The organism is Mesorhizobium sp. P2_D1, assembly GCF_056404455.1.
Genome location: NZ_JBFUDZ010000053.1, coordinates 22,800 through 35,815, shown reverse-complemented (window position 1 = coordinate 35,815; position 13,016 = coordinate 22,800). Strand labels below are relative to the sequence as shown.

At 57.2% G+C, this 13,016-nt stretch carries 10 protein-coding genes and 1 pseudogene; 7 read left to right on the top strand and 4 right to left on the bottom strand.

Annotated features, from left to right (window positions below):
* Window positions 1-154: 154 nt before the first annotated feature.
* Both AC1D0I_RS27030 and AC1D0I_RS27025 read right to left on the bottom strand, forming a co-directional pair.
* Window positions 155-502 (bottom strand): antibiotic biosynthesis monooxygenase family protein, encoded by a 348-nt coding sequence (locus AC1D0I_RS27030; protein WP_477398947.1) that lies wholly within the window; start codon window positions 500-502, stop codon window positions 155-157.
* Window positions 503-596: 94 nt separating this feature from the next.
* Window positions 597-851: a hypothetical protein gene (locus AC1D0I_RS27025; protein WP_477398945.1), complete on the bottom strand. Its 255-nt coding sequence runs from the start codon at window positions 849-851 to the stop codon at window positions 597-599.
* Window positions 852-1,167: 316 nt separating this feature from the next.
* Here AC1D0I_RS27025 and AC1D0I_RS27020 point away from each other — a divergent pair, with 316 nt between their 5' ends.
* On the top strand, window positions 1,168-3,654 hold the full coding sequence (locus AC1D0I_RS27020) for a PAS domain-containing sensor histidine kinase (RefSeq protein ID WP_477398943.1): 2,487 nt from the start codon (window positions 1,168-1,170) through the stop codon (window positions 3,652-3,654).
* A 422-nt stretch (window positions 3,655-4,076) separates the two neighbouring features.
* On the opposite strand, the gene AC1D0I_RS27015 is transcribed toward AC1D0I_RS27020, so the two are convergent.
* On the bottom strand, window positions 4,077-4,352 hold the full coding sequence (locus tag AC1D0I_RS27015) for a hypothetical protein (protein ID WP_477398941.1): 276 nt from the start codon (window positions 4,350-4,352) through the stop codon (window positions 4,077-4,079).
* Window positions 4,353-4,489: 137 nt separating this feature from the next.
* A pseudogene (locus AC1D0I_RS27010) lies at window positions 4,490-4,903 on the bottom strand (organic hydroperoxide resistance protein); the annotation flags it as partial.
* A gap of 216 nt (window positions 4,904-5,119) precedes the next feature.
* On the opposite strand from AC1D0I_RS27010, the gene AC1D0I_RS27005 reads away from it, so the two are divergent.
* The 6 genes from AC1D0I_RS27005 (at window position 5,120) to AC1D0I_RS26980 (ending at window position 12,906) form a co-directional block, all read left to right on the top strand.
* Window positions 5,120-8,221 carry a PAS domain-containing protein gene (locus AC1D0I_RS27005; protein ID WP_477398939.1) on the top strand — a complete coding sequence of 1,034 codons (3,102 nt, stop codon included), beginning with the start codon at window positions 5,120-5,122 and terminating at the stop codon, window positions 8,219-8,221.
* Complete coding sequence (locus tag AC1D0I_RS27000; RefSeq protein WP_477398937.1) at window positions 8,221-8,592, top strand: response regulator; 372 nt, start codon at window positions 8,221-8,223, stop codon at window positions 8,590-8,592. The genes AC1D0I_RS27005 and AC1D0I_RS27000 overlap by 1 nt, the downstream gene beginning before the upstream one ends.
* Before the next feature lie 44 nt (window positions 8,593-8,636).
* Window positions 8,637-9,266 carry a response regulator transcription factor gene (locus AC1D0I_RS26995; protein WP_477398935.1) on the top strand — a complete coding sequence of 210 codons (630 nt, stop codon included), beginning with the start codon at window positions 8,637-8,639 and terminating at the stop codon, window positions 9,264-9,266.
* A gap of 581 nt (window positions 9,267-9,847) precedes the next feature.
* The gene (locus AC1D0I_RS26990) at window positions 9,848-11,146 is read left to right on the top strand and encodes an epoxide hydrolase family protein (RefSeq protein ID WP_477398951.1); all 1,299 of its coding nucleotides are present in this window, start codon (window positions 9,848-9,850) and stop codon (window positions 11,144-11,146) included.
* Window positions 11,147-11,283: 137 nt separating this feature from the next.
* Entirely contained in the window at window positions 11,284-12,117 is an 834-nt protein-coding gene (locus AC1D0I_RS26985; protein ID WP_477398933.1) for an alpha/beta fold hydrolase, read from the top strand.
* Between the two features lie 48 nt (window positions 12,118-12,165).
* Window positions 12,166-12,906 carry a hypothetical protein gene (locus AC1D0I_RS26980; protein WP_477398931.1) on the top strand — a complete coding sequence of 247 codons (741 nt, stop codon included), beginning with the start codon at window positions 12,166-12,168 and terminating at the stop codon, window positions 12,904-12,906.
* The last annotated feature ends 110 nt before the right edge of the window (window positions 12,907-13,016 follow it).

Here is a 13,016-nt window from a genome sequence, read left to right as displayed (position 1 = left end):
GTGCGATGGCTCCCAAGGCAGGAACTATCCGTAATTGTATTGCGATGCCGCGGACATGTCCATCTGGCCGGATTTGTCGAATGGGCCAAGAGGGCGGGTTGCCCACCGCCCTGACCACCAAAGGTAAGATTTTTCGAGTCTCCTTGGGTAGCGCCTAGCCATACAATGCGCGCGAGTCCGCAGGTGCCTCTGTGCGGTTTTCCAAACTATAATCCCAAAGGACGCTGGTCGCCCGTATGTGATAGTCGCGGAGTATGCCGCCACGGCCCTTAGCCATAATCACGCGATGTTCTTCGAGATTGCGCCAGCGCGCCAAAGCAGCTTCGTCGCGCCAGAGTGAGAAGGACAGGTACTTTCCTGGCTCTGTGGAACTCTCAAACCGCTCTGCCGATATGAAGCCATCAATAGCTTCAAGTAGCGGGCGTATTTCCTTCGCCAACGCCTCGTATTCCGCGCGCCGCTCCGGGTAAGGCCACAATTCCGAGACGACAGCTATCACCATAGGGATACCCCTCTAGCATCGCCGGAAAAGCGTACTCCATGCCTAAAGATTTGCGAGTCAAATCAAGTGCCGGCCTGGTTAAGCGCTCTATCGATCATTGCCATAGCAATAAGCTTCTCGCTTGCCGTCTATTTACTCGCCGGTCTGGCGGGCCTTCTTTCGGCTCTCGAAAGCCCAAATGCTCTAGCCCGACCATTTCGGACCCGTCGAACCAGCATGAGACGTTCAATTTCGGGAAATGCAGCGCCTTCGCTTGCCACCATGTGCGCTCGATATCGTACTCGCCGACACCGTCGGCCCACCGTGTCCAGCCCTTGCCCGGTCGCTCTGTCAGTTCGCGATCGCGCATCAAACCGCCTCCAGCCTACTACGATTTAGCGATCTCTCATGGATGGACTCAACCGCCGATTGGAAGCATTCTGCCCTCCGGGGAGAGAGGGGCGTGGGCAAGGTCTACCGTCACCTTGGCAATCGGTCTAACCAGTGGCGTAAGCACACTGGTGCGAGGCGCTATCGCTGGCGCAGCCTCGCCGGCGTGCCGATGCGGCTCGTTTTCGTGACCGTGGCCGCGATAGCCGCCTTCGCGATGCAGTTCGTCATGCAACACGGCGCCGGCCTTCAACGCACGATATCGAGTTGGACGGAACCGCTCCCCGACCCGATGGATGGTCGCGCCTCTGTCATCGATGGCGACACGGTCGAAATCGCTGGCCAACGCATCCGTTTCAATGGCATCGACGCACCAGACGCGGCATCGCGAAGGGGACGAAATGGAGATCGATCGGCGCCGTATTCTAGATACGCTGCCAGTGATGATTTGGATCGCTCTGCCGGATGGACGGGCTCATTTTGTCAATCAAAGCTGGTCTACCTATACCGGGCTCGACCTGGAGCGAGTCCGCACCGCGGGGTGGCAGGCGGCAACCAACTCTGAGGATCTGCCACATTTTCTCGAACGCTGGCGGTCCATCCTTGCGTCACGCGAACCAGGAGCAATCGAGGCGCGTCTGCGGAGCGCTGCCGGGCGATACCAATATTTTAGAATTAACTGCAGCCCTGTCTTCGACGAAGTTGGCAGTATCGTCGAGTGGTATGCCATCCACACGGAAATCGACTACATAAAACAGGCGGAGGTGTCTCTGCGGCAGCGTGAGATAGAGCTGGCAGCGACAGAGCAGAGATTTCGACAGAAGCTGCTCCACCAAGACGAACAAGATTTTCAACGGATTCTTGGCGCTGTCCCTGCCTTGGCATGGGCTGCCAAACCGGACGGCGCAGTCGAATTCTTAAATCGCAATTTTCTCGACTATCTCGGCATTACCGGTGAGGAAGCCCAAGGCTGGGGTTGGACGGCTTCAGTCCATCCGGACGACATAGCTGGCTTGACTTCAACGTTGCAGGCGATCCTGGCTTCGGGAAAGTCCGGTGAGGCTGAAGCGAGGCTGCGCCGCGGTGACGGGGAATACCGCTGGTTCTTGACCCAAGCTCATCCGCACCGCGGCGATAGCAGTAATGTCAGTAAGTGGTATGGCACTCTTATCGACATCGATGAAAGAAAACGAGCGGACGAGAGCCTCAGGGACAACGAGCGCAATCTTGGCCTCATCGTCAACACCATTCCCGTCATGGTATGGTCGGCACGGCCGGATGGCTCTGCTGAATTCTTCAACCAGCACTATCTCCACTATGTTGGCCTCTCTATGGGCTCCAAGGATTGGGAGCCCACCACCGAATTGTCAGAGTATTGGGATCTAACTGCGTCGATCCATCCTGACGACGCAGTCAACCTTAATGCAGCACTACAGGCAATATTCGCGTCCGGGCTGCCGGGCGAAACTGAAGCGCGCCTGCGTCGTTATGACAGCGAGTACCGGTGGTTTATGTTCCGTACCAACCCGCTTCGTGATGAAATGGGAAACATCGTCAAATGGTATGGCACAAATACCGACATCCATGATCGAAAGAAAGCCGAAGAGGATCTGAAACGCAGTGAAGCCTTCCTGGCGGAAGGTCAGTACCTTGCCAGGATGGGGAACATTTCCTGGCAAGTTGGAACGGGCGAGATCATATGGTCTGAGCCTCTTTATCGTATCTTCGACTTCAAGCCCGGAACGCTAGTAACGCTTGAACGGATTGCCACCCGGGTGCACCCCGAGGATGTGCACTTGATGGCTGACATGCTCGAAAAGGCACAACGGGGTGACAGCGACTTAGAATTTCATCACCGGATCGTCTTGCCCGATCATTCGGTCAAACACCTCCACATGATCGCACATATCGCTCACAACGATTTTGGGCGTATCGAGTACATTGGTGCGGTCCTCGATATCACGCAACGCCGACTGTCGGAGGATGCGCTGGAGAAAATCCGATTCGAGCTTGCACACACGACTCGGATCATGAGTTTGGGAGCGCTGACCGCGTCGATCGCCCACGAAGTAAACCAACCACTTTCAGGCATTGTCACCAATGCAGCGACCTGTCTTCTGATGCTGGCTGCAGATCCTCCGAATGTCGATGGAGCACGCGAAACGGCGCGGCGCACCATCCGGGACGGAAATCGCGCGGCCGATGTGATCGCACGGCTTCGATCTCTTTTCGGGAAGAGGCCTGCAACTATCGAGCCCGTCGATCTAAACGAGGCCGCAGTCGATGTTGTCTCACTGTTTTCCGGCGAACTTCAACGAAACCGGGTGCTGCTTCACACGCGGCTCTCACACGATCTCCCTCTTGTCGGCGGCGACCGTGTTCAATTGCAGCAGGTCATCATGAACCTGCTGCGCAACGCCGCCGACGCGACGGTCGCCATCCACGACCGTCCCAGACTTGTTTTGCTTGGAACGGAACCTTTCGCGGACGGGGATGTCCGCCTTTTCGTTCGAGATGCCGGAGTTGGCCTGGGCTCGCACGCGCCAGAGGAATTTTTCGAAGCATTCTACACCACCAAAACCGATGGCATGGGGATAGGGCTTTCGGTCAGTCGTTCCATCATCGAAAGTCACGGCGGCCGTATTTGGGCAGAGGCAAATGACGGTCCCGGTGCGACTTTCTCCTTTTCAATTCGCGAATATGTGCAACCAGACATATCTATCCATTCCCAGGCGGTTACATCGCCGCCGGCAGGAGCCAAAAGCAGCAGGGGCCTTTCATGAGCGCCGTCCGTCACGGGCTGGAAATCGCGGCAGCGCCTATGAGACGGCGACGATCACAGTTGATTGTCTCGGAAGGGTCGGTAATGGACATAATCAAACTCATCCTATGATTGCGGCGGGAAGCACGGCTTTGATCAGCGTGCCGTTAGGCCAAATATTATGACCTCCAAAACGCTGCTCGCGATTTGGAAGAGCAGTTGCCACGACGCGTCCCTAAGTGCGATCATGAGCGCTTGCGGATCTATATTGTTAACTGACCGATGCCGGCCTGCTCGCCTGGAGGCTGGGGGAGGAGCGGCCCGGGGGAGTGTCTGGGCCGGCATCGGTCACCGTCGGCACTACGTTGCCGAYGGAGCTAGGATTAATTTGATGGGGGCAATTTGCTCACCATCGTCCTCAAACTGCGCCGCGGCGCGAGCGACCTATTGCATTCCGCGGAGGGCATTGACGTTGGCGCAGAACTCGGCGTAGGGCTTGCTCATCGCTGCGTCGTTGCATTCTCGCATGATCATTTCGCGCATGGGCTTTGGCTTGGCCATGAAGGCCGCCTTAAACTCGGGCATGGGCTTCAAGGTCTTCATCGACGCATCCGTATAGAATGCCGCAATTGTGTCGACGGCATCGAGTGCGCCGGCGACTGCCGTGCTCCCGAGAGCGCAAACGGCAAAGGCACCGAGACAGATCGCTTTGATATTCATGGTGTAGTCCTTCTCCTGGGTTGCGCAGCTATTCCATCGATAGCTGCGGTAATTGTTCAGATTGATCGGAGATCGCCCGCAGCCGGGCCGACCGAAACCTGCTCCCTTGCGAGAATGTTTGTGAGGCCAGGCTCAGCCACGGTGATGATGACGTCGATGTTTCCGCGTGTGGCCTTAGAGTATGGGCACGTCTGATGAGCCGAATCCGCTAGAGCTTGGGCGACGCCGCGCTCCAAACCGGGAAGGCTCACATTAAGGCGAGCCTGAAGGGAATAGGAGCCACTCTCCAGGCAAAGATCCACCTCGGCATCGATGGCCAGGTCAGTAGGAAGAGCGACCTTCATCTTGCGGGCCGCAATTCCCATTGCCCCCTCGAAGCATGCCGACCAGCCGGCAGCGAACAACTGTTCCGGATTGGTACCAGAGCCGGGGCTACCGGGCGTCGAAAGCTTGATGTCCAAGCGACCGTCGGAACTGCGTGCAGCGCCGTGTTCACGACCGCCCTCAGTGTGGGTCTTTGCGGTGTATATTGGCTTTCCCAGCTGTGTCATGGTCAATCCTTTCTGAAATAAATGTATTTCCATTTGTCCGGTCAAAGCCAAATGTGGGTTCCAGATGCGGTGGATTAAGATTGGGAATCTATTAGACTAACGTGTCGCCGATACCTTAGCATCGGCGAGTTCGATGCTTCTTGCCCGCATACTCGACATGTCTGGATTGGTGGCCACGCTATAACGACGGCATGGCAACTGCGTCATGAGGCAGCAATGCTGACGAAATTCTCGCCGGGCGGCAGCGCATCGGTTCGGACATGGCATCCGAACCAACACCTAAGCATCATCGACTCCACAGGTCATGTGGCGCACCTTCGCGTCGGCGACTTTCTCGGATCGTCGCGAAAGGATGACATGGAGAACGAACTCGGGCGCTTCGTCGATGCTCTTCCCGGATTGGTTTGGAGCGCGCTCCCGGACGGATACACGGACTTTGTCAACCAACGTTGGTGCCAGTACACCGGTCTCTCGCCTGATGAAGCTCGCGGCCAAGGTTGGCACGTAGCCATACACCCGGATGACCGGCCACGCGTGACTGAGTCCTGGGTAACGATTCTTGCTTCCGGTTCGCCAGGAGCTTTGGAAGCTCGGTTGAGGCGCTTCGACGGCGTGTTCCGTTGGTTCCATTTTCGAACGTGTCCGCTGGTCAATGACAATGGCGATGTCATTAAATGGTGTGGCATCAACACCGATATCGAGGACCGCAAGGCTGCAGAAGAAGCGCTGCGCGTACAAGATACCCAGTTTCGCGTGATCGTCGACGGTCTGCCCGCGATCGTTACATTGATGTCCGCGGACGGCCAGTTCGAGCACGCCAACCAATACATGCTCGATTATATCGGCGTTACGCTCGATGAGATGAAGTTGAAGGACCGGCCACTCGGCAAAGCCTTCCATCCCGATGATCGGCCGGCCATCCTGGTCAAATGGATGGAGTGCGTCCGAACCGGCGAGCCCTACGACCATGAAGCGCGACTGCGCCGAGCAGATGGAAAATACCGCTGGTTTCACACGCGGGGATACCCATTGCGTGACGCTGAAGGTCAAATCGTCCTCTGGTACCTCCTGCAAACTGACATCGATGACCGCAGATGTGCCGAGGCATTGCTATCCGGCGAGAAGCGCTTGCTCGAGATGGTTGCATCCGCAAGACCACTTCTGATCGTTCTGGATGAATTGTGCGGACTGCTTGACGAAATGGCCAACGGTTGCGTCAGTGGGATCCTGCTCCTTGATCGCGCAGGCCTGAAAGTCGAGCGCTCGATCGGTCCTGGGCTGCCAGCCAGCTACAGCGGTGCCCTTGAAGGCAAGAACGTCAGTTCGAAAGCCGGTCCGTGCGGGATGGCAGTGTGTGAAAATATCCAGGTTATCGTTTCCGATGTCTCGACCGACGCGAGATGGAAGGGCACAGGCTGGCAGGCACTAGCGCTAGCCCATGGTTTGAAATCCTGCTGGTCAACGCCGATTGTCGCCGCAACAGGTGAAGCGCTTGGCACCTTTGCAATTTATAGACCTGATGGCGGTCTACCCACCGCCTTCCATCAGTCGCTAATGCAAAAGCTGACGCACATCGCCAGCATCGCCGTGGCACGAACGCGCAGCGAGGACGACCAGAACAGGGCAGAAACGCTTTTGGCGCATGAAAAGCGGTTGCTCGAAATGGTGGCTTGGGGTTACAGCCTCCCTGTCGTTCTCGACGCATTGTGCGGTCTAGTCGAAGAGATGGCTAGCGGTTGCCATTGCGGGATCCTTTTCTATAGTCCGGATGAAACAACCTGGCAGCACGGCGCCGGCCCCGCCCTCCCTTCGGGCTACAACGAAACGATGCATGGCAGACCAGCGCATAGAGCAGCGGGACCTTGCGGTTTGGCAGCTGCTGCGAAGGAGCAGGTGTTCGTGTCGGATATTGCAACCGACATGCAGTGGGACAAACATGGATGGCGTGAGCTAGCGCTATCGCATGGAATTAAGGCTTGCTGGTCCTCTCCGATCCTTTCGCATGACCAAAAAGCCTTGGGTGCGTTGGCCTTCTATCAATATGAGCCGGGGCTTCCGACGGACTTCCAACGCGACCTCATCGCTCAGCTCTCGCAAATCGCAAGCATCGCGGTCGAACGAGCTCGCAGCGAAAGCGCGTTAAAGCGGAGCGAAGCGTTCCTTTCCAAGGCCCAGCAACTCAGCTCGACCGGAAGCTTCTCGTGGCGTGTCGGGACAAGCGAGATCACCTGGTCCGAGCAGGCTCATCGAATTTTCGAGTTTGAGCACCGTGTCCCCGTGACGGTTCGGATGCTTGAATCACGCATCCATCCGGATGACCTCGAACTTCTGAACGAAATGATTGATCGGGTTCGAGGCGCCGGCAGCGACTTTGAGTATGAGTGCCGGTTGTTGATGGCTGACCGCTCCGTCAAGTATCTGCATGTGGTTGCTCATGGCATCCGCGATGAAGATGGGCGGCTTGAATACATCGGTGCGGTCCAGGACGTGACTGAGCGCCGGCTCTCAGAGGAAGCACTCGGCAGGGTCAGGTCGGAACTCGCGCATGTAGCCAGAGCTACGACGCTCGGAGCTCTTACTGCATCGATCGCGCACGAAGTTAATCAACCTCTTTCGGGGATCATGACCAATGCAAGCACGTGCCTCATAATGCTTGCCGCGAACCCTCCCAACGTCGACGGAGCCCGTGAGACAGCGCAGCGCACTCTTCGCGACAGCAAACGAGCATCGGATGTGATCGTGCGATTGCGCGCGCTCTTTGCCAAGAAGAACGCTCTGACGGAAACGGTAGATCTTAACGAAGCCACCCGAGAAGTGATCGCGCTATCGTCGAGCGACCTGCAAAGAAATCGGGTCAATCTCCGTGCAGAATTTCGAGATGACATTCCCCCGATCGCAGGCGACCGCGTTCAGCTCCAACAAGTCATTTTGAACCTCGTATTGAACGCATCGGATGCAATGAAGGGTGTTGACGACCGGCCGAGGCAATTGCTGATCAGAACAGACCGCGACGAAAGCGAGCATGTGAGCCTCACGGTGCAGGACACAGGCGTGGGCTTCGAGCCTCAAACGGTCGAGAGACTTTTCGATGCCTTCTACACGACAAAGACGAATGGAATGGGGATTGGCCTGTCAGTCAGCCGTCACATCATCGAAAGCCACCAGGGCCGTCTCTGGGCTTCGCCGAATGAGGGACCCGGCGCGACGTTTTCATTTTCTATCCCCCGAGAGTCCCAGCGTCTTAGAGACAGGGATCACTTGAGCCACATCCAGACCTCTGCCGATGCAGAAACTGGGCAAGCAATGAGGAAGAATTAATGGTAATGAAGTCGCTCGTGTCGGTCGTCGATGATGACGAGTCCGTTCGCGAGTCCCTGCCAGACTTGCTCAGGGAATTTGGTTTTGCCGTCCAGGCCTTCTCGTCGGCAGAGGATTTTCTAGCGTCTGATTGGATTGACCGTACGGATTGTCTGGTTCTCGACGTATTCATGCCAGGAATGACCGGACCTGGGCTCCAGCAGGAACTGAAACGCCGCCGGCTGCATATCCCGATCGTATTCATGACTGCACATGTGAATGAGGTAATTCGCTCGCGAGCGCTCGAAGACGGCGCGGTAGATTGCCTGTCAAAGCCTTTTACACAGACTGCACTGCTCGACGCCCTCAACATAGCGCTTCCACCGAGCTGACAGCCCGCGACTAGCCAAATTGGCTTACCTACAAAGGCAACCCATTGTCGCATCCGCCACCAATTGTGTTCATTGTTGATGATGATGTCTCGGTGCGGGAATCGCTAGAGGCCCTTATCAATCTGACGGGCTCGAAGGCGGAAACATTCGCGTCGGCAGAAGATTTTCTTGCACGCCCACGCGCGACTGTTCCGAATTGTCTAATACTGGACGTCAGCTTGCCTGACCTCAATGGTCTCGAACTGCAGAAGCAAATCACGGCCGACCGGGCCGATATGCCTATAATCTTCCTAACTGGCTATGGCGATGTACCGATGACGGTCCAGGCAATGAAGGCCGGGGCGGCCGAATTTCTAACGAAGCCGGTCGATGTCGACGTGCTGTTGGACGCTGTGAGCCAAGCAATCGGGCGCAGCCGCGAAACGATGGTTCGGGAAGCCGAATTGCAGGCGCTAAGGGATGATCAAACGACACTGAGCCGTCGAGAATGGGAGGTTATGACGTTGGTCATATCCGGTCTGATGAACAAACAGGTTGGTTTTGAACTCGGGATCAGCGAGATCACCGTGAAGGCCCATAGAGGCCGGATGATGAAGAAAATGAAGGCTCGCTCTGTTGCCGAATTGGTAAAAATTAACGCAAAGCTCCGCCCCTCGTTTCCGGCGAAGGCATGACAACCAAGGCGGTCATCCGTCGGCCTGTCCTGATTGACCGTCATGTGGGTCGCTTCTGTGCTCCGGGCATTGAGGTGCGCGCTACATTCTCTCTGCGAAGCATCGCCCACACACCGCGCCTCCGAGTGACGCCTACAAGTCCATGCCCGTCGACCTAAGTCTATCGGCCGCGCCAATGCGGCTGCGTGCGCTGTCGAAACTCGAGACGCTCTACTGAAACGAACGCCCGATATGCCGTGCTGCACACTCGTGTTCCCTGGTCCGGTTTCGTGCCATTGTCACCGTACGCTTGGAATGTTTCGGGCCAATGCGTTACCAGCTCAAAGTTGCATATACCCCAAGCGTTGATGCCTAAGTATCGACGACACCTTTGTATCATATGTTTGGAACCGACCTTCTGACGTTATTGACCTCGCAGTGATCGCGGCAGTCTTTCGATTTTCGCGGATGTGCAAGGACAATCTCAGAAGAAGGAGACGAACGTGACCTCACATGAAGTTCAAACAAATATTGGCACTGGCGGCGCAGGCGAAAGTCAGGGTGGCGACGTCATTTTATCCTTGCCGCGAACGGGCACTGCAATCCCATTGTCATCACCCTCCCGGCGTGGCTTTCTCACTTTGTCGGCGGCGGCTTCCATTGCAACGCTGAGCGTCGCAGGCACGTTCGGTTTGCTTCCGGTCCGGTCCGCAGAAGCTGCACAAGAAGGCGCGGTCTATCCATTTCAGGTCAACGTCCCCGAAGAAGCACTTGTCGATCTTCGGCGGCGAGTGCTGGCGACGAGGTGGCCTGCCAAGGAAACCGTGAAGGACGATTCCCAAGGCGTGCAAATGGCCAACCTCCAGAAGCTCGTGCGGTACTGGGGGACAGACTATGACTGGCGCAAGGTGGAAAAGACGCTCAACGCCCTGCCGATGTTTCTCACCGAGATCGACGGGCTGCGCATACAGTTCATCCACGTCAAGTCCAAGCATACGACTGCGCTGCCGCTGATTATCACACACGGCTGGCCGGGTTCGATTTTGGAACTGCTCAAGGTAATCGGTCCGCTCACCGATCCGACCGCGCATGGCGGAGCCGCCGAGGATGCGTTCGATCTGGTGCTGCCTTCGATGCCAGGCTACGGATTCTCGGATCAACCGACGGAACCTGGCTGGGATGCCGATCGAATCGGCCTTGCCTGGAACGTCTTGATGCAGCGGCTCGGATACGAACGCTACGTCGCCGCGGGCGGCGATTGGGGCTCTGTTGTTTGCGATAAGATGGCCCGTCAGGCACCGCCGGGGCTCCTTGGCATCCATGTAAACATGCCGGCGACCGTCCCCCCTGAAGTTGCCAAGTTTATGCGCGCTGGCGATCCGGCACCGGATGGTCATTCTGCCGACGAGAAGGCTGCATATGACCAGCTAGACRCATTCTTTGCGAAGAATGGCGCCTACGGCAGCATGATGACCACCCGGCCGCAAACGGTGGGCTACGGACTGACGGATTCGCCCGCCGGCCTGGCTGCCTGGATGTACGACAAGTTCGCTCAGTGGACCTACAGCGGTGGTGAACCTGAGCGTTCGCTTACCAAGGATGAGATGCTTGACGACATCACGCTCTACTGGCTGACCAACAGTGCGATCTCCTCGGCACAGCTCTACTGGGAGAACAATGCGAACAATTTCAACGCCGTGGATATCTCGATCCCGGCAGCCGTGACCATCTTCCCTGGTGAGATTTACCGTGCACCGCGCAGCTGGACCGAGCGGAGTTATCACAAGCTGATCTACTTCAACGTCGTCGACAAGGGTGGCCACTTTGCCCAGTGGGAAGAGCCTGAACTCTTCTCGGTCGAAATGCGGGCAGCCTTTCGATCGCTGCGCCAACTGACGTGACATCACCGGCGCGCACGCTGTGCGCGCCGCACCTGCCGCCATGGGTCTGAAGCCCTTCGGCAAGTTGGATACTAAACCGACCGTTGTTCCCAAATAGGCTTGGCTCTTGGCCGCGCCGTCACATGGAGAACCTTGCCGTGACCAAAACTCGCATCGCCAAGATATCGCTCGCAGTAGTGATCGCCGCCGGCCTGGCCAGTGCCACTGCGGTTCGGGCCCAACCGGCTCCGTTGCCAGGGAAGCGACCCATCGCACCAAATGAAAGACTTGTGGCTTTCAATCCCGTGAAACCGACGATCGTACTCGTGCATGGCGCCTTTGCCGATGGGACGGGTTGGCAGCACATCATTCCGATCCTGCAGCGCGATGGGTACACCGTCATTGCCGTGCAGAATGCACTTAACTCGCTCGCCGGCGACGTCGAGACGACCAAGCGGGTGATCGCGGGTCTGAAGGGCCCGGTTGTTGCCGTTGGTCACTCTTATGGCGGTGCAGTGATCACGGGTGCCGCGGCCGGAAACTCAAATGTGAAGGCACTCATTTACATCGCTGCTTTCGCACCTGAAGCCGGCGAGCCAATTGGCGCCTACACCTTGAAGTACCCATCTTCGCTAGGCCCAGCGCTGATACCCGATGCGGCAGGGTTCGTTACCATTGACCCGACTCAGTTCCGCGAGCTTTTCGCCCAAGACGTGTCAGTGACTGAAGCCAGTGTGATGGCTGCGGCGCAGAAACCCATCATCGGCAGCGCTTTCGCTTCCTCCGTTGCGGAGGCAGCCTGGAAAACCATCCCGTCCTGGTACCTGGTCGCCCAGCAGGACCGGGCCATAAATCCAGACCTTGAGCGGTTCTACGCCAGGCGCATGGGCGCAACCACGGCCGAGATCAAATCCAGCCACGTGCCGTTCGTCTCCCATCCGAAAGAGGTCGCGCGGTTGATTGAACAGGCGGCAAGCGCTCAGGCGAAATAGCCGGCGGGCTGCAGGCAAACCGAGTAACCAAAAGCAAAGGAACACACCATGGACAAGCTATTGACGGCAGTACTCGATGCGCATGGCGGGCTCAAGAATTGGGCCCAGGTCACCAAGATCACCGCACAGATGTCACTGGGCGGCCCGTTTTGGGGAGCGAGGGGGTGGCCAGACGTCTATTCGGACCAGACAGTCACGATCGATCCTCACCGTGAGTACATTACATTCGCGCCGTTCACCGGACCCGACCGTATGTCGCTGTTGGAGCTCAATCCGGAACGTGTTGCGATCACTACTCTTGAAGGTGGGTTGGTCGAACAACGCATCAACCCCCGCAAATCGTTTCCGACAGGTTTCGATGGCGCCAGTACGCCGTGGGATGCAGTCCAGGTGGCCTACTTTACGAGCGCGGCCGTGTGGAATTATCTCACCGGGCCGTTCGCCTTCACCTATCCCGGCGTCGAGGCTTCCGAAATCGCTCCGTGGAGCGAAGATGAGCGCAACTCCTGGCGACGGCTTGCCGTGAAGTTTCCGGAAAGCATCGCCAACCACAACGCCGACCAGGTCTTCTACTATGATGAAAAGTTCATGCTTCGGAGGATGGACTACTCTCCCGATGTGACCGGCAGCCCGCCTGTTGCCCACTACACGTATGACCCAAAGAGATTTGGAGGGTTCGTGTTTCCAACGCGACGGCGCGTCCTTTTGCATGATGCCAACGGCGTTGCAAACCAGGGGTTCGTGCCAATCACTATCGACGTCACCGATGTAGCGATCGAACAGGCATGATCCGCTCAACCAAAGACAAGGTGCGAGAGGGACGATTAGGCAAGCCACTCTGATTTGAGAAGGAACAGCTTTCCCCGCTGGCCTGAAAGGCTCTAACGGATTGTTGCCCG

Coding starts and splice junctions, on each gene's coding strand:
- AC1D0I_RS27030 (WP_477398947.1), bottom strand. CDS start 502: ATGGTGATAGCTGTCGTCTCGGAATTGTGGCCTTACCCGGAGCGGCGC.
- AC1D0I_RS27025 (WP_477398945.1), bottom strand. CDS start 851: ATGCGCGATCGCGAACTGACAGAGCGACCGGGCAAGGGCTGGACACGG.
- AC1D0I_RS27020 (WP_477398943.1), top strand. CDS start 1,168: ATGGTCGCGCCTCTGTCATCGATGGCGACACGGTCGAAATCGCTGGCC.
- AC1D0I_RS27015 (WP_477398941.1), bottom strand. CDS start 4,352: ATGAATATCAAAGCGATCTGTCTCGGTGCCTTTGCCGTTTGCGCTCTC.
- AC1D0I_RS27005 (WP_477398939.1), top strand. CDS start 5,120: ATGCTGACGAAATTCTCGCCGGGCGGCAGCGCATCGGTTCGGACATGG.
- AC1D0I_RS27000 (WP_477398937.1), top strand. CDS start 8,221: ATGGTAATGAAGTCGCTCGTGTCGGTCGTCGATGATGACGAGTCCGTT.
- AC1D0I_RS26980 (WP_477398931.1), top strand. CDS start 12,166: ATGGACAAGCTATTGACGGCAGTACTCGATGCGCATGGCGGGCTCAAG.